The sequence below is a fragment of the Methylopila turkensis genome, assembly GCF_027922325.1.
Taxonomy (GTDB): Bacteria; Pseudomonadota; Alphaproteobacteria; order Rhizobiales; family Methylopilaceae; genus Methylopila; species Methylopila turkensis.
In genome coordinates, this window is the sequence record NZ_BSFL01000003.1 from 1,103,957 (window position 1) to 1,118,790 (window position 14,834).

At 69.4% G+C, this 14,834-nt stretch carries 16 protein-coding genes; 7 read left to right on the forward strand and 9 right to left on the reverse strand.

Features of this window, described 5'->3' with window-relative positions; genetic code table 11:
• Window position 1: 1 nt before the first annotated feature.
• The 3 genes from PKE78_RS16340 to PKE78_RS16350 all read right to left on the reverse strand — a co-directional run bounded on the left by PKE78_RS16340 (window position 2) and on the right by PKE78_RS16350 (window position 3,869).
• Window positions 2–1,204, reverse strand: a complete 1,203-nt coding sequence (locus PKE78_RS16340) for an ABC transporter substrate-binding protein (RefSeq protein ID WP_271201961.1) — start codon at window positions 1,202–1,204, stop codon at window positions 2–4.
• Between the two features lie 157 nt (window positions 1,205–1,361).
• Window positions 1,362–1,772: a DUF930 domain-containing protein gene (locus PKE78_RS16345; protein ID WP_271201962.1), complete on the reverse strand. Its 411-nt coding sequence runs from the start codon at window positions 1,770–1,772 to the stop codon at window positions 1,362–1,364.
• 120 nt (window positions 1,773–1,892) lie between these two features.
• Window positions 1,893–3,869 (reverse strand): acyl CoA:acetate/3-ketoacid CoA transferase, encoded by a 1,977-nt coding sequence (locus tag PKE78_RS16350; RefSeq protein ID WP_271202012.1) that lies wholly within the window; start codon window positions 3,867–3,869, stop codon window positions 1,893–1,895.
• Window positions 3,870–4,230: 361 nt separating this feature from the next.
• On the opposite strand from PKE78_RS16350, the gene ygfZ reads away from it, so the two are divergent.
• Both ygfZ and PKE78_RS16360 read left to right on the forward strand, forming a co-directional pair.
• Entirely contained in the window at window positions 4,231–5,091 is an 861-nt protein-coding gene (gene ygfZ, locus PKE78_RS16355; protein ID WP_271201963.1) for a CAF17-like 4Fe-4S cluster assembly/insertion protein YgfZ, read from the forward strand.
• The gene (locus PKE78_RS16360; RefSeq protein ID WP_271201964.1) at window positions 5,088–5,678 is read left to right on the forward strand and encodes a DNA-3-methyladenine glycosylase I; all 591 of its coding nucleotides are present in this window, start codon (window positions 5,088–5,090) and stop codon (window positions 5,676–5,678) included. The genes ygfZ and PKE78_RS16360 overlap by 4 nt, the downstream gene beginning before the upstream one ends.
• A 56-nt stretch (window positions 5,679–5,734) precedes the next feature.
• Here PKE78_RS16360 and PKE78_RS16365 read toward each other — a convergent pair whose 3' ends face one another.
• The 3 genes from PKE78_RS16365 to PKE78_RS16375 form a co-directional block, all read right to left on the reverse strand.
• Entirely contained in the window at window positions 5,735–6,001 is a 267-nt protein-coding gene (locus tag PKE78_RS16365) for a Txe/YoeB family addiction module toxin (RefSeq protein WP_271201965.1), read from the reverse strand.
• Window positions 5,998–6,255, reverse strand: coding sequence for a type II toxin-antitoxin system Phd/YefM family antitoxin (locus PKE78_RS16370; protein ID WP_271201966.1), 258 nt, complete (start codon window positions 6,253–6,255; stop codon window positions 5,998–6,000). The genes PKE78_RS16365 and PKE78_RS16370 overlap by 4 nt, the downstream gene beginning before the upstream one ends.
• A 62-nt stretch (window positions 6,256–6,317) precedes the next feature.
• A complete protein-coding gene (locus PKE78_RS16375) occupies window positions 6,318–7,652 on the reverse strand; it encodes a dicarboxylate/amino acid:cation symporter (RefSeq protein ID WP_271201967.1) in 1,335 nt (444 codons plus the stop codon).
• Between the two features lie 185 nt (window positions 7,653–7,837).
• Between PKE78_RS16375 and PKE78_RS16380 the strand changes: the two genes are divergently transcribed.
• From PKE78_RS16380 to PKE78_RS16390, 3 genes are read left to right on the forward strand one after another with little or no spacing between them, the layout of a single operon-like run.
• Window positions 7,838–8,455, forward strand: a complete 618-nt coding sequence (locus tag PKE78_RS16380; protein WP_271201968.1) for an HD family hydrolase — start codon at window positions 7,838–7,840, stop codon at window positions 8,453–8,455.
• 58 nt (window positions 8,456–8,513) lie between these two features.
• The gene (locus PKE78_RS16385) at window positions 8,514–9,026 is read left to right on the forward strand and encodes a tyrosine phosphatase family protein (protein WP_271201969.1); all 513 of its coding nucleotides are present in this window, start codon (window positions 8,514–8,516) and stop codon (window positions 9,024–9,026) included.
• Complete coding sequence (locus PKE78_RS16390; protein ID WP_271201970.1) at window positions 9,023–9,997, forward strand: NUDIX hydrolase; 975 nt, start codon at window positions 9,023–9,025, stop codon at window positions 9,995–9,997. The genes PKE78_RS16385 and PKE78_RS16390 overlap by 4 nt, the downstream gene beginning before the upstream one ends.
• A 173-nt stretch (window positions 9,998–10,170) precedes the next feature.
• On the opposite strand, the gene PKE78_RS16395 is transcribed toward PKE78_RS16390, so the two are convergent.
• Complete coding sequence (locus PKE78_RS16395; protein ID WP_271201971.1) at window positions 10,171–10,908, reverse strand: endonuclease/exonuclease/phosphatase family protein; 738 nt, start codon at window positions 10,906–10,908, stop codon at window positions 10,171–10,173.
• 24 nt (window positions 10,909–10,932) lie between these two features.
• Window positions 10,933–12,291, reverse strand: a complete 1,359-nt coding sequence (locus PKE78_RS16400) for a phospholipase D-like domain-containing protein (RefSeq protein ID WP_271201972.1) — start codon at window positions 12,289–12,291, stop codon at window positions 10,933–10,935.
• Between the two features lie 229 nt (window positions 12,292–12,520).
• On the opposite strand from PKE78_RS16400, the gene PKE78_RS16405 reads away from it, so the two are divergent.
• Window positions 12,521–13,246: a 4'-phosphopantetheinyl transferase family protein gene (locus PKE78_RS16405; RefSeq protein WP_271201973.1), complete on the forward strand. Its 726-nt coding sequence runs from the start codon at window positions 12,521–12,523 to the stop codon at window positions 13,244–13,246.
• Window positions 13,247–13,252: 6 nt separating this feature from the next.
• On the opposite strand, the gene PKE78_RS16410 is transcribed toward PKE78_RS16405, so the two are convergent.
• Window positions 13,253–13,969 carry a type 1 glutamine amidotransferase gene (locus PKE78_RS16410; protein WP_271201974.1) on the reverse strand — a complete coding sequence of 239 codons (717 nt, stop codon included), beginning with the start codon at window positions 13,967–13,969 and terminating at the stop codon, window positions 13,253–13,255.
• A 67-nt stretch (window positions 13,970–14,036) separates the two neighbouring features.
• Here PKE78_RS16410 and PKE78_RS16415 point away from each other — a divergent pair, with 67 nt between their 5' ends.
• Window positions 14,037–14,435, forward strand: coding sequence for a rhodanese-like domain-containing protein (locus PKE78_RS16415; RefSeq protein WP_271201975.1), 399 nt, complete (start codon window positions 14,037–14,039; stop codon window positions 14,433–14,435).
• The last annotated feature ends 399 nt before the right edge of the window (window positions 14,436–14,834 follow it).

Here is a 14,834-nt window from a genome sequence, read left to right on the forward strand (position 1 = left end):
GTCATTGCGCGAGCGGGCAGCCGCTTTCGGACGGCTTGATGTAGGCCTGATCGCCGGGGACCGTCGCGACCACCTTGTAGTAGTCCCACGGCTTGGTGCTCTCCTCCGGCTTCTTCACCTCCATGAGGTACATGTCGTAGATCAGCCGGCCGTTCTTGCCGACGCTCGCGCCGCGGCCGAACACGTCGTCCACCTTCATCTCGTGCAGCTTCGCCGCCACCTTCTCGGTGTCGTCGGAGCCCGCGGCCTTGATCGCCTTGAGGTACTGCGTCACGGCCGAGTAGGTGCCGGCGTGCACCATGTTGGGCATGCGCTGGGTGCGGTCGAAGAACCGCTGGGAGAAGGCGCGGCTGTCGTCGTCGCGGTCCCAGTAGAACCCTTCAGTGAGCGACAGCCCCTGCGCCGCCTGCAGGCCGAGGCCGTGCACCTCGGACAGCGTGAACAGCAGCGCGGCGAGCCGCTGGCCGCCCTCGACGATGCCGAACTCCGACGCCTGTTTGATGGCGTTGGCGGTGTCGAGGCCGGCGTTGGCGAGCCCGATCACCTTGGCGCCGGAGGACTGGGCCTGCAGCAGGAACGAGGAGTAGTCGGCGTTGCTCAGCGGGTGCCGCACGGAGCCCGCGACCGATCCGCCCTGCCCCGTGACGAACTTCGTGACCTGCGCCTCCAGCGAATAGCCGAAGGCGTAATCGGCGGTCAGGAAGAACCAGGTGTCGCCGCCCTGCTTCACCAGCGCGCCGCCGGTGCCGACCGCGAGCGCGTTGGTGTCGTAGACCCAGTGGAAGCCGTAAGGCGAGCACTGCTTGCCGGTGAGTTCCGTCGTCGCCGCGCCGGTGACGATGTCGATTTTCTTCTTCTCCTTGGACAGGCCCTGCACCGCGAGCGCGACCGACGAGGTCGTCAGCTCCATGATGCTGTCGACCTGGCCGGTGTCGTACCACTGGCGGGCGATGTTGGAGGCGATGTCGGGCTTGTTCTGATGGTCGGCGCTGACGATCTCGACCGGCGCGTCCAGAACCTTGCCGCCGAAGTCCTCGACCGCCATCTTCGCCGCCTCGACCGACCATTTGCCGCCGAAGTCGGCGTAGACGCCGGACTGGTCGTTCAGGATGCCGATCTTCACCTTTCCATCCGACACCTGCGCCGCGGCGGGCAACGCGCTCGCGGCGAACAGGACCGCGGCGACGGTCGCTGAAAGCTTCATGCCGATCTCCTCCCGAGACGGGCCGCTCGTTCTTCACGGGGGTCGCTCCCCGCGCCGGCGGCCTTCCGCTCCGCCCGATCTTCGCCGGGCGGGTCGACGGTAGCACCGGAAGCGGCGCCATCAAGCGTCAAGTTCGGATCGGCTTTCGCTCCGCGCCTCAGCGCCAGAGGCCGTAGCGCTCCCAGTCCTGCTCGGGGATCGGCGCTCCGAGCGTGTAGCGCAGGGCCGTCACCGTCATGCGGTCGGGCGTCGCGCTGCAGGTGAAGGCGAGCCGACGCCAGACGCCGCCCGCCCGGACGGCGGCGCCGGTTCCCGACAGCGTGTCGCCCTTCCGCTCCGGCTCGGCCAGCGCGTCGATCGCCATGCGGTCAGGCTTCAGCTCCGGCTCGTTCTTGCGGATCTTCTCCATGGCCGCGAGGTCGCACACCTGGTTGAAGCGGGTCTCGGGCTCGAGCTTGCGGAGCGCCGCCTCGGTGCGGCGGTCGTAGGAGAACGCGTAGGCGGGAACGGAGGCGACAAGGGAGTACGCCAGCGCCCCAGCGGCGGCGAGGCTGACACGTGTTCGCATGCGATTCGAGCACTCGTAACGGTCTGAGGAGCCGTCCGGGTAGCACCCGAAGCGTTCGATCGACAACCGACCAGAGCGAGAGAACGAGGCCGGACGACGACCGCCCGGCCTCCGTCGCCGTCAGGCGGCCGCGGTTTCGCTGCGGCGGGCCAGGTTGGCGGCGTTCGCGGTCGCTTCGAGGAAGGCGTGCGCGTCCTCCTTGCGCTCGAACACATGCGGCGCGACGCCCCGGCGCTTCAGCGCCTCCTGCATCTTCAGGCGCAGGAAGGCGTTGGTCGCATAGCGGGTCGTGGTCTCGTAATAGTTCTCGAGCAGATACTGGATCATCTCGGCGTAGTCGTCGTAGAGCGACTCGCTGAGCTTGAAGCCGTCGTGGTTGACGACCGACTTGACGCGCTTGCCGGCCTTTTCGCAGGCGTCCACCAGAACCTTGCGCAGGTCCGCGATGTCCTCCTTCGAGCGGCAGTGCCAGCCCTCGAGATTGAGGAAGAGCATGTTCCGGTCGGCGTCGTAGCTCACCCGCTCGCACAGGTTCAGGTTGAGCAGATCGGCGAGCAGATCCATCGGCTCGTCGCGGAAGATGCGGATGTCCATCATCTTCGGACGGTTGATGATCGGCTTGAAGTCCATGTGCGCGAGGATGTCGCGATGGATGTCGACGCCGGGCGCGATCTCGGTCAGCTCGAGCCCGTCGGGCGTCAGCTCGAACACGCAGCGCTCGGTGACGTAGATGACCGGCTGCGACCGCTGCTTGGCGTAAGGCCCGGAGAAGGTGTTCTGCTCGACCTGGCGGATGAACTTCCGCGAGCGGCCCTCTTGCCGGATGACGAGGCGGCCGTCCTCGATCGCGACGTCGAGGCCGCCGACCGTGAAGGTGCCGGCGAAGACCACGGAGCGGGCGTTCTGGCTGATGTTGATGAAGCCGCCGCAGCCGTTCAGCTTGCCGCCGAAGGACGAGGTGTTGACGTTGCCCTCCTCGTCGCACTCGGCCATGCCGAGGCAGGTCATGTCGAGCCCGCCGCCGTCATAGAAGTCGAACATCTGGTTCTGATCGATGATGCAGTCGGCGTTGGTCGCCGCGCCGAAGCTCGACCCGCTCGCGAGCACGCCGCCGACGGCGCCGGCTTCGGTCGTGAGCGTGATGTAGGGCGTGACCCTCTCCTCGTTCGCGACTGCGGAGATGCCTTCCGGCGCGCCGACGCCGAGGTTCACGACGCCGTTCGGCGGCAGCTCGAAGGCGGCGCGCCGCGCGATCACCTTGCGCGCGTCGAGCGGCATCTTCGCCATGTTTGCGACCGGCACGCGGATCTGCCCGGCGAGCGCGGGGTTGTGCATGACGCCGTAGTTCATGCGGTGCATCTCGGGTTCGGCGACGACGACGCAGTCCACCAGGATGCCCGGCACGCGCACGTCCTTCGGCAGCAGGAAGCCGTCATCGACGATGCGCTCGACCTGGGCGATTACGATGCCGCCGTTGTTGCGCGCGGCCATGGCCTGGGCCAGGACGTCGAGCGTCAGCGCCTCCTTCTCCATGGAGATGTTGCCATGGGGGTCGGCGCTGGTGCCGCGGATGAAGGCGACGTCGATCTTGGTCGCCGTGTAGAACAGCCACTCCTCGCCGTCGACCTCGACGACCTTGACGATGTCGTCGGAGGTCAGGTCGTTGACGCGGCCGCCGCCGTGGCGCGGGTCGACATAGGTGTGGAGGCCGACCTTCGAGAACAGGCCGGGCTGGCCCGCGGCGCAGGCGCGGTAGAGCTGCGAGATCACGCCCTGGGGGAGATTGTACCCGCGGATGCGGTTCTCCTTCGCGGCTTGCGCGACCTTCGGCATGCGGCCGAAATTCGCCGCGATGACGCGGCCGAGCAATCCCTCATGGTGAAGCCGGCCGGTGCCGAGCCCTTTGCTGTCGCCGGCGCCGGCGGTCATGATCAGCGTCAGGTTTTTCGGCGAGCCCGTCTCGACGAAGCGCTCCTCCAGCGCCGCGTGCAGGGCCTCCGGAATGCAGCTCTGGACAAATCCCGTCGTCGTGACGACGTCGTTCTCCCGGATGAGCGCGATCGCCTCCCTCGCGGAAATCACCTTGTTCTTTTTCATTTGCGCCATGGATTTCGCACGCTCCGCTGTCTAGTGGCCGCCGTTCGTGACGTTTCGGCGGGCGAGCCGATACGCGAAGGACGGGGCGCGATTGAACCCCGAGGTTAGAGCGTGTGTTGGCGGGCCGCAATGCAGCGTATGTCTCGATCATTCTGTCGCAGCCGCAATATTGTGATTTGGCATACTTGACGCCATCCAGTCGCGTGTAGACGCACGGCTGCCTATTCAGAAGATCTTCTGTTCGAAAGCAGTTTTTCTGAAGCGAGGGCCGCCTGGACGAGCGCCTTTCGGCCGCTTGAGGCGCGGCGCGGCTGGGCCTAACGTCCGTGGCCGGGGGACGCGGATGCTGAGGAGAACGCCGATGCGCGGCGCGGTTTTGGATGTCCGTGGGGTGATCGAGGTGACCGGCGCGGAGGCCGGCCGGTTCCTGGACAACCTGCTGACCAACGACGTCAGCGGGCTGGCCCCGGGACGCGCCGCCTTCGCGGCGCTGCTCTCGCCGCAAGGCAAGATCGCGGTCGACATGCTGGTCTCGCCCATCGACGGCGGCTTCCGAATCGATCTGCCGCGCCTGCTCGCTCCGGACCTTCTGCGCAAGCTCGCGCTCTACAAGCTGCGCTCGAAGGTCGAACTCAGGGACGCAAGCGACGACACGCGCGTCGCCGCCTTCTGGGGCGACGGCCTGCTGCCCGACATCGCGGGACTGGCGTTCGATCCCCGGATCGCGGCGCTCGGCGCGCGCGCCTATCTCCGCGCCGGCGAAGGCCTGCCGGAGGGCGTCGCGGACGTCGGCCAGGAAGGCTGGCGCGCGCATCGCATCGCGCTCGGCGTGCCGCAGGGCGGGCTCGACTTCGTTTACGGCGACGCCTTCCCGCACGAGGCCTGCATGGACCAGCTCAACGGGATCGACTTCCGGAAGGGCTGCTATGTCGGCCAGGAGATCGTGAGCCGCATGGAGCACCGCGGCACCGCCCGCACGCGCGTGGCGCCCGTGGTGCTCGACGGGCTGGCGCCGGAGATCGGCGCCGCCGTCGTGGCGGGCGAGCGCACCATCGGCCGCATGGGCTCATCGGCGGACGGCCGGGGCCTCGCGCTGCTGCGGCTCGACCGGGCCGAGGAGGCTCGCGCGGCCGGCACGCCTCTGATCGCCGGGGCCGCCATGCTGACGCTCGTGAAGCCCTCCTGGGCGCGGTTCGCCTTCCCGGGCGAGACCGCGGCGTGAGCGACGCCGCGCCGCGGCACGCCGACGGCAAATGCCGCTGCGGATGGTGCGGAACCGATCCGCTCTACGTCGCCTATCACGACACCGACTGGGGAACGCCCGAACGCGACAGCCGGGCGCTTTACGAGAAGCTGGTGCTCGACGGCTTTCAGGCCGGTCTCGCCTGGATCACGATCCTGCGGAAACGCGAGGGCTTCCGCGCCGCGTTCCGGGGCTTCGAGCCGGACGTCGTCGCAAAGTTCGGCGAGCCCGACGTCGAACGCCTGCTGGGCGATCCCGGCATCGTGCGCTCGCGCGCCAAGATCGCGGGCGCGGTCAAATCCGCCCGCGCCTATCTGGCCATGCGCGACCGCGGCGAGGATTTCTCCGACTATCTCTGGGGCTTCGTCGACGGCGCGCCGGTCGTGAACCGCTGGACCGAGCGCGCCCAGGTCCCGGTCTCGACCCCGATCTCGGAGGCGCTGTCGAAGGACCTGAAGCGCCGCGGCTTCACCTTCTGCGGGCCGGTGATCGTCTATGCCTTTATGCAGGCCGTCGGCATGGTCGACGACCACATGGCGGAGTGCTGGCGGAAGGGAGAGGCCTGAACCGGGTCAGCCGCACAGCGACCGCGCGCCCAACACCACAGCAAGGCGCTGCGTCGTCAGTAGTGAAACCGGCAGGTCGCGATCTCAAGCGTCTGGTCGTCGCCCGTTCCGACCACCCGGTAGATCAGCCGGTGTTCCCGGTTGATGCGGCGCGACCACCAGCCTTTCAGCTCATTCTTCAGCGGCTCGGGTTTTCCGAGTCCTGAGAAAGGCGAGCGCTTCGCGTCCCGGATCAGCACGTTGATCTTTTCGAGAATCTCGGCGTCGTGTTCCTGCCAGTACAGGTACGCCGCCCAGGACCTCTCCGAGAACGTGAGCTTCATTTTTCGATCAGGTCATGCTCGACGCCCTTTCCGGCGTTGAGCTCCGCGATCGAATCCAGAAGATGCTGGGCGTTCCGGGGATTGCTCATGAGATAGAGCGTCTCCTCCATCCCGCGCCATTCTTCCTCGGAGATCACGACGACCGAACGGCCGCCTTTCCGGGTGACGAGCAGCGGCGCGCGGCTGTCCACCACCTCGTCGAGATGGGTGGCGAGGTTCTGGCGAAATTCGGTGAAACCAACATGCGACGGCATGGCTGCGCCTCCGGGCGATTGATGTACGTCAATATGTACATTAATCGCCCGGCGCTCAATCCTCACGCCCGCGCGGGAGCCGCCTCCGGCTCGTCGTCTTCCAAGCTTCCGCCGCTGTCGAGTTCGGCGTGGAGCCTGCGCTCGTCGAGCGCGCCCTCCCACTTCGCCACAACGATGGTGGCGACGCCGTTGCCGACGAGGTTGGTGAGCGCGCGCGCCTCCGACATGAAGCGGTCGACGCCGAGGATCAGCGCGATCGCCGCGATCGGGATGTGCTCGACCGACTGCAGCGTCGCGGCCAGCACGATGAAGCCGGAGCCGGTGACGCCGGCCGCTCCCTTCGACGTCAGCAGCAGGATGGCGAGGATGCCGATCTGCTGCCACAGCGTCTGCTCGGTGTTGGTCGCCTGCGCCAGGAAGATCGCGGCCATGGTCAGGTAGATGCAGGTGCCGTCGAGATTGAACGAGTATCCGGCCGGGATCACGAGGCCGACCACGCTCTCCTCCGCGCCCGCCTTCTTCATCTTGTGCAGCATGCGCGGCAGCACCGACTCCGAGGACGAGGTGCCGAGCACGATCAGCAGCTCCTCGCGGATGTAGCGGACGAACTTGAAGATCGAGAAGCCCGCCAACCGCGCCACGACGCCGAGCACCACGAAGACGAAGATCAGGCAGGTCGCATAGAAGCCGAGCATCAGGTAGAGCAGCGACGCCAGCGCGCCGACGCCCTGCGAGCCGACGGTGTAGGCCATCGCGCCGAAGGCGCCGATCGGCGCGACCTTCATGACAATGCCGATGATCTTGAAGAAGATGTCCATGGAGCTGTCGATCAGCGCCATGACCGGCTTGCCCTTGTCGCCCACCATGTGGAGCGCGAAGGCGAACAGCACGGCGAAGAACAGAACCTGGATGATCTCGCCCTGCGCGAAGGCGCCGACGACCGCGTCCGGGATGATGTGCAGGAAGAAGTCGGTGACCGTCTGGCCTTCCGCGGCCTTCTGGTACTTGGCGATGGAGCCGGCGTCGAGCGTCGCCGGATCGACGTTCATGCCGGCGCCCGGCTTCAGCACGTTCACCACGACGAGGCCAATGACCAGAGCGACGGTGGTCAGCGCCTCGAAATAGATGATGGCCTTGAGCCCGACCCGGCCGACCTTCTTCATGTCCTCCATGCCCGCGATGCCGTGCACCACGGTGAGGAAGATGATCGGCGCGATCAGCATCTTGATCAGCTTGATGAAGGCGTCGCCGAGCGGCTTCATCTGCTTGCCGAGATCGGGCGCGAAGTAGCCCAGCGCGACGCCGAGCGCGATGGCGATCAGGACCTGGACGTAGAGGATGCGGTACCAGGGACGCCTGGCGCCGTGGCCGGCGTCCTCCGCGGTTACGGCCGTCATGCGTTTCTCCCGCTCACGTCGTGATCGCGGTCGCGTGATGGGCCGCGCCAGCGCTATCTAACCGGCGACGAACAAAAGTCCAGCGCGCGAACGACGGTCGCAGTTCCGCTTCGGAGGCCGTCTTTGGCGTTCCTTCAGGCTCAGGCCGCATGCTCACCGCGCAGCCGATCGATTCGCGACCACCGATGACACGCACGCCGACCGCCCGTTCCTCCGCCAAGCCCGCGGCGCCCCGCGCCTGGCAGCGCATGCTGTCCGGCCGCCGGCTCGACCTCCTCGATCCCTCGCCGCTCGACATCGAGATCGGCGACATCGCGCACGGCCTCGCGCGAGTGGCGCGCTGGAACGGCCAGACGCTCGGCGAACACATCTTCTCGGTCGCCCAGCACTCCCTGCTGGTGGAGCGGATCGCCGGTCGGATCGCGCCGGGCGCGGACGCCCGGTCGCGGCTCGCGGTGCTACTGCACGACGCGCCGGAATACGTCATCGGCGACATGATCAGCCCGTTCAAGGCGGTGCTCGGCGGCGACTACAAGACGGTGGAGAACCGGCTGATGGCGGCGATCCACCTGCGGTTCGGCCTGCCGGCGGAACGAAGCCCGGAGATCACGAAGCTGCTCAAGCGGGCCGATTCCTGCGCCGCCTTTCTGGAGGCGACGCGGCTCGCCGGCTTCGCGCTGGAGGAAGCGCGGAAGATCTTCGGCCGGCCCGACGGCGCGCCGGCCGACGCCGACCTGACGCCTTGGCCGGCGGAGGTTGCCGCGGCGCGCTTCCTCGAAAGGTTCCACGCGCTCGCGGGATGACGCGCGTTCCCGCCCGCAGCCGTTTCGCGCGCCCGCGGCGGCGCGTATCATCGCAGCGATGATCTTCGTCTGCCCCCTGTCCCAGCTCGAACGCACGGTCGCCGCGTGCGGCGCGCGGCGCGTGTTGACCCTGATCGCGGACGGCGCGGTGGTCGAGCGGCCGGCGAACGTCGCTCCCGCCGATCACCTGGCGCTCCGCTTTCACGACATCGCGGAGCCGCGCGCGGGCCTCGTCGCCCCGACCGCCGGGATGGTAGAAGAGGCGCTCGCCTTCGCCGCAGCCGACGACGGGCCGCTGGTCGTGCACTGCTACGCCGGCGTCAGCCGCTCGACCGCCATGGCCTACGCCATCGCCTGCGCGCGCGAACCCGGACGCGACGAGTCCGAGCTCGCCGACGAACTCCGGCGTCTCAGCCCGACCGCCACGCCGAACCGCCTGATCGTGGCGCTCGCGGACGCCGCCCTCGCGCGCGCCGGCCGGATGAGCGCGGCGATCGCGCGGATCGGGCGGGGCGAAGAGACCTTCGAGGGCGAACCCTTCGCGCTGCGTCTCGCCGGCGTGCGCGCATGAGCGACGCGCTCGCCGTCAGCGTCGGCCTTTCGGCCGCGGTCGTCGCCGTCGAGGGCGACGCGCCGCAGATCCTGCTCGCCCATTCCGGAGGCGGTTCCGCCGCCCTCGGCCTGCCGTCCGGCCCGTTCGAGCCGCTGCGCCACCGCACGCTCGAGATCGGCCTGCGCACCTTCATCGCCGAACAGTCCGGCCTCGATGTCGGCTATGTGGAGCAGCTCTACACCTTCGGCGATCGCGGCCGCTCCGCCGCCCCCGGCGACACCGCCCCGCACATGGTCTCGATCGGCTATCTCGCGCTGACCCGCCGGCCGCGCGACGGTTCGGCGCTTGCGCAGGCCGGCGCGCTGTTCCGCCCGTGGTACGCCTTTTTCCCCTGGGAGGACTGGCGCCGGCGCCGTCCGGAGGTGCTGGACGCGACGATCCTGCCGGCGCTCGAACGCTGGATCGCCGCGGCGCCGGACGCCGAGACCGGCCGCGCGCTGCCCCGCCGCGTGCGCGCGAGGCAGTGCTTCGGCATCGACGGCGCGCCCTGGGACGAGGAGAAGGTCCTCGACCGCTACGAGCTGCTCTATGAAGCCGGGCTCGTGGAGGAGGCCGCCCGCGACGGCCGCCGCGCCGCCCTCGACCGCGACCGCCTGCCCCAACTCGGCGAGCCGATGCGCGACGACCACCGTCGCATCCTCGCGACCGCCATGGGCCGGTTGCGCGCCAAGCTGAAATACCGGCCCGTGGTGTTCGAGCTGATGCCGCGCCGCTTTACCCTCAGCGCGCTGCAGGGCGCGGTGGAGGCGATCGCCGGCCGCAAGCTGCACAAGCAGAACTTCCGCCGGCTGGTGGAGACGACCGCGCTGGTCGAGCCCACGGGCGCCGCCGAGACCGCGACCGGCGGACGGCCGGCGCAGCTCTATCGCTTCCGGCGCGAGGTGCTGGAGGAGCGTCCCGCGCCGGGCCTGCGCTTCGGCCGCGGCTGAGGCGTCCTGCCGACAGCCTCGCCGCGGGCTCTCTCCGCGGCCGCCGAACAAACTCCGTCGTCCTCCGGCTTGACCGGAGGACCCATCGTCGGCGTCGAACGCCAGGTCGGCCATGGATGGTCCGGTCAAGCCGGACCATGACGAAGGGTCAGAAGGGGAACGCGGCTGACGCCTCAACCCTCCGCATGCCCCGCGACGGTGCGGATCGCGACGCCGGTCTTTTCGACGTCGATCTCCGCGGTCAGCGGCAGGTGGTCGGAGGCCTTGCGGGCGAGCGGGGTGTTGTGCACCGCGAGGTTCCGCACCAGCCCGCGCGGCCAGCCAAGGATGCGGTCGAGCGGGAAGATCGGCCGCCGCGACGGGAAGCTCGGCAGCGGATGCGGTTCGCCGAACAGCGGCTCGAACACGCTCAGCGAAGAGCGCCGCCGCCGGCGCCACTCGTTAAGATCGCCGAGCAGCACCGTCGGCATCGGCTGCATCCAGGTGAAGGCCGAAAGCAGCACGTTCGCCTGGCTGACGCGCGACCGCCGCAGCAGGCCGAAATGCGCGGCGATCACCCGGAACGGCCCCTCCCCGAGGTCGAGCTCGGCGATGATCGCGCCGCGCGGCTCGACGCCCGGAAGCTGGATGCGAAGCCGGCGGTAGGACTGCGGCTCGCGCGCCACCAGCAGCGCGTTGCCGTGCCAGCCGTGCCCTTCCGGCGCGTCGGACTGGGCGAGCAGGTGAAGGCCGGTCTCCGCCCGCAGCGCCTCGGGGTCGAGCAGCCCGATCCGCTTGCCGAAGCGGTGGTCGACCTCCTGCAGGGCCACGAGCTCCGCCCCGATCTCCCCAAGGACGCCGACGATCCGGTCCGGACGCACCTTCCCGTCCGTGCCGCGGCATTTGTGGATGTTGTAGGAAGCGATCTTCACGACGTCCGTCGGCGTTGGGAGCTGTCAGAGATAGGGCGCCATCAGGCGCACGGTCGCGTCGCGCAGCTTTGCGGGCAGCGGGCGCCCGTCGATCTCCTCGATCGTTATGCGCGCCCCGCACTTCTCTTGGATCATCTTCGACAATGTCCCCGCGAGCTCTGCGTCATAGACCTCGACCGCCAGCTCGAAGTTGAGCCGCAGACTGCGTGCGTCCCAGTTCGCGCTGCCGATCAGGCACCATTCGTCGTCGACCGTCATCAGCTTCGAGTGATCGAAGGGCGGCGGCGAGCGGTAGAGCCGGCAGCCGGCTTCGATCAGAGGCCGGACATGGGCCTCGAACGCCCATGCGACCATCCTGTGGTTGTTCCTTTCGGGCGTCGTCAGCGTCACCTCGACCCCGCGCAGCGCCGCGAGCTGGAGCGCGGTCAGCAGCGGCTCCTCGGGCAAGAAATAGGGCGTCGCGATCCGGATGCTGCTGCGGGCGGAGGCGATCGCCGCCTGCAGCACGAGCGCGAGCTGGTCGATCGCGAGGTCCGGCCCGCTCGGGATCGCGCGCATGCGCGCCGACCGCTCCGGCCTCGCCGCAGGCCGATGGGCGGCGAAATCCCGCTCGGGCGCCTCTTCGCCGGTGGCGAAAGTCCAGTCGTCGTCGAAGCTCGCCGCGATCTGGCGCACGACGCCGCCGGACACCCGGAAATGGACGTCCTGCACCGGCTCCGCGGTCGGCTTCTCCAGCACGTTCTCGGCCGCGATGTTGAGGCCGCCGACGAAGGCGACGGCGTCGTCGACGATCAGCGCCTTCTTGTGCAGCCGCAGGTCGAGCAACGGCATTCGCCAGGGCAGGACCGAGTGCAGAAAGCGCGCCGCAGGAACGCCCTCGGCCCGCAGCCGGCGATAGGCGCGGGACAGGAAGAAGCCGCCGCCCATGCCGTCGATCAGCACGCGCACGGCGACGCCCCGCTTGTGCGCCCGCGTCAGCGCCGCGATGAACCGCTCGCCGACCTCGTCGACACGGAAGATGAAGGTCGACAGCTCGACGCTCGTCTTCGCGCGGTCGATCGCCGCGAGCATTTCGGGATAGCCCTCGTCGCCGGCGCGCAGGACCTGGTCGACCGTCGCGGCTCGGAGCGGCAGCCCGCTGATCGCCTCGATCGCCAGCGCGAGCCGCGCGCGCGGCGAATCCTCGTCCGCGCCGCCGCCCTTGCCGAAGGCGTGGCTCTGCTTCATGCCGCGCAGCCGGCGCGCCTTGCGGTGCACCCGGTTCACGCCGAATCCGACATAGAGCAGCGCGCCGAAGATCGGCGACAGCCAGACCACGCCGATCCAGCCGATCGCCGCGCGCACGTCGCGCTTGTTCATGAGCACATGCGCGGTGGCGGCCACGGCGGCCGCCACGTGCGTCAGGCTGAAGAGGACGCCCTCGAGGGGCAACAGCTCGAAAGTGATCGCGGCGGTCTCCGGCGGTTCCCGCCTCTATCTAGGTCACCGGAGCCGGGACGCGCCATGCCCGCATCGCCGCTCGCGGAAGCCGGCGGGCGAAGCTAGGCTGCGGGCCCTTCCACAACGCCCGGAGCCTCCGCTGACGTTCGAACCGCCGATCACGCCCGCGCCGATGCGTGCGGTCCTCTCTCCTCAGCGGGCGGACCTGTGGCTGGCCGATCCCGACGCCGTGTCGCCGGAGCGGGAGGAGCGCCTGCTGCGGCTTCTGACCCCGGAAGAAACGGGACGGTGGGAACGCTTCGCCGTGCCCTCCCCTAAGCGTCAGCACCTCGTCGCCCGCGCCCTGCTCCGCCTCACCCTGTCGCGCTACGCCGACGTCGCGCCGGAACGCTGGCGCTTCGTCGCGAACGAGCACGGCCGGCCGCGCCTGGACGGGCCCGAAGCCGCGCTCGGCCTGCAATTCAACCTGTCCCACACGGACGGCCTTGTGGCGCTCGTGGTCGCGGCGCAGAGCGAGATCGGCGTCGACGTCGAGGACCTCGGCCGCCGCGCGGACATGGACCGGCTCGCGCCGGCGGTGTTCGCGCCGGAGGAGGCTGCGGCCTTCGCCGCCGGTCCGGCCGAGCTCAGGCGCGAAACCTTCTTCGCGCTGTGGACGCTGAAGGAGGCCTATGTGAAGGCGCGCGGCCGCGGCATAGCGATGGGGCTGAAGACCTTCGCCTTCCAGCTCGACGGGCCGTCGCCAGCCGTGACCTTCGGCCCGTCCTGCGCCGACGATCCCGCGCGCTGGCGGTTCTGGCGCCTGCGTCCGACGCCCCGGCACGCGCTCGCGCTCGCGGCCTCGGCCGAGGTCGCCGAGGTCCGCGCGCACTGGACGACCTTCGACGACGCTCCCTGATAACCCTCAGCGGCCGATCAGCGCCGCGAAATTGGCGTCGATCCGCTCGGCGTCGGCCCGGAAGGCCGCGAGCCGCGGCTCGACCTCGGCGGCGAGCCGCGCCGCCGCGCCGGCGCCGAGCGCCGCCTCGAGGCTCGCGGCGTATTCCGGGATGCGGCCCCAGTCCGGCACGGTCGATGGCGTGATCTCGGAATGGTACTGGAAGCCATAGGCGTGGCGGCCGAACCGGAACGCCTGCACGGCGCAGGCGGCGTTCGAGGCCAGCACCTCTGCGCCCTCCGGCGGACGGGCCACCTGCGCGCCGTGCCACTGCAGCGTCTCGAACGCCGGCGGGAACCCGGCGAACACCGGGTCGGCGCGGCCGGCGTCCGTGAGCTCGACGGTCGCAAGCCCGACTTCGGGCCGCGCCATCAGCCCGACCTCGCCCCCGAGCGCGTCGGCGAGCAACTGGCAGCCGAGGCAGACGCCGAAATAGGGCCGGCCGAGATCGCGAACCCAGGTCCGGATCGCCGCCTTCTCCGCGAAGAGCCAGGGATGGGCGTCCTCCTGCCAGACGTCCATCGGGCCGCCCATGACGGCGAGCAGATCGAAGCCCTCGAAATCCGGGATCGGCTCTCCGACGTCGAGCTCGACCGTGACCCAGTCATGGCCCTTCGTCCGCCAGATGTCGCGGAACACGCCGGGATGCTCGACGTCGAGATGCTGCAGGACGAGAATGCGCATGCGGTGTCCCTGCGTTGCGGCCGTCGAGGGTGGACACGTTGCGACCGATGAAGGACGCGGAGCGGTGATGCGCAAGGGATACAAGCAGCTTCTGGCCGAGGCGAGCGCCGAGATCGAGACGCTCGCGGTCGACGAGGCGATCGCCCTCCACGGCGCGCCGGACGTGGTCTTCGTCGACCTGCGCGACCCGCGCGAGATCGAGCGCGACGGCCGCGTCGCGGGCGCGTTCTCCTGCCCGCGCGGCATGCTTGAGTTCTGGATCGATCCCGAAAGCCCCTACGCGAAGCCGGTCTTCGCCGCGCCGAACCGCTTCGTGTTCTACTGCGCCAGCGGCTGGCGCTCGGCGCTCGCCGCCAAGACGGCGCAGGACATGGGCCTCGCCGGAGTCGCCCATGTGGGCGGCGGATTCACCGCCTGGCGCGAGCGCGGCGGCCCGGTCGAGCCGCCGAAAGCGCGTCCGGCGTGATCGCGCCAGGGACCTGCGGCGGGGCGCCGCGGCGCAGCGAAGATCGGCGCGTTCCGCCGGATTTTTTTGCCCGCCGCCCGCCATCACCCTTCGCACCCCGAACGTTTTCCGACGCCGGCCCAACACGTTACGCGATTTCGCGACAGGTTTTTCACAGCTGAAAGAACCGCGTTGACAGGCTCCATGGGGCGCGCCTATAAAGCGCCACACCGGACGACGGGGCGGCCAACAGCGGCCTCGGCGATCCGGAAAACAGTCTTCAAAGCATGGTGTAGCCGAGCGTTCGGCGAAAGCCGAATGCGGACGGGATTGAACGGCTCGGTGGGGACACCCATCTAGCCGAACGCGGCTGGTTTTGGTCGCGGGTTCTTTGACAGTGTGGATAATTGAAAGAGAAAC

Coding starts and splice junctions, on each gene's coding strand:
- PKE78_RS16340 (WP_271201961.1), bottom strand. CDS start 1,204: ATGAAGCTTTCAGCGACCGTCGCCGCGGTCCTGTTCGCCGCGAGCGCG.
- PKE78_RS16345 (WP_271201962.1), bottom strand. CDS start 1,772: ATGCGAACACGTGTCAGCCTCGCCGCCGCTGGGGCGCTGGCGTACTCC.
- PKE78_RS16350 (WP_271202012.1), bottom strand. CDS start 3,869: ATGAAAAAGAACAAGGTGATTTCCGCGAGGGAGGCGATCGCGCTCATC.
- ygfZ (WP_271201963.1), top strand. CDS start 4,231: ATGCGCGGCGCGGTTTTGGATGTCCGTGGGGTGATCGAGGTGACCGGC.
- PKE78_RS16365 (WP_271201965.1), bottom strand. CDS start 6,001: ATGAAGCTCACGTTCTCGGAGAGGTCCTGGGCGGCGTACCTGTACTGG.
- PKE78_RS16370 (WP_271201966.1), bottom strand. CDS start 6,255: ATGCCGTCGCATGTTGGTTTCACCGAATTTCGCCAGAACCTCGCCACC.
- PKE78_RS16375 (WP_271201967.1), bottom strand. CDS start 7,652: ATGACGGCCGTAACCGCGGAGGACGCCGGCCACGGCGCCAGGCGTCCC.
- PKE78_RS16380 (WP_271201968.1), top strand. CDS start 7,838: ATGACACGCACGCCGACCGCCCGTTCCTCCGCCAAGCCCGCGGCGCCC.
- PKE78_RS16385 (WP_271201969.1), top strand. CDS start 8,514: ATGATCTTCGTCTGCCCCCTGTCCCAGCTCGAACGCACGGTCGCCGCG.
- PKE78_RS16390 (WP_271201970.1), top strand. CDS start 9,023: ATGAGCGACGCGCTCGCCGTCAGCGTCGGCCTTTCGGCCGCGGTCGTC.
- PKE78_RS16405 (WP_271201973.1), top strand. CDS start 12,521: ATGCGTGCGGTCCTCTCTCCTCAGCGGGCGGACCTGTGGCTGGCCGAT.
- PKE78_RS16410 (WP_271201974.1), bottom strand. CDS start 13,969: ATGCGCATTCTCGTCCTGCAGCATCTCGACGTCGAGCATCCCGGCGTG.
- PKE78_RS16415 (WP_271201975.1), top strand. CDS start 14,037: ATGCGCAAGGGATACAAGCAGCTTCTGGCCGAGGCGAGCGCCGAGATC.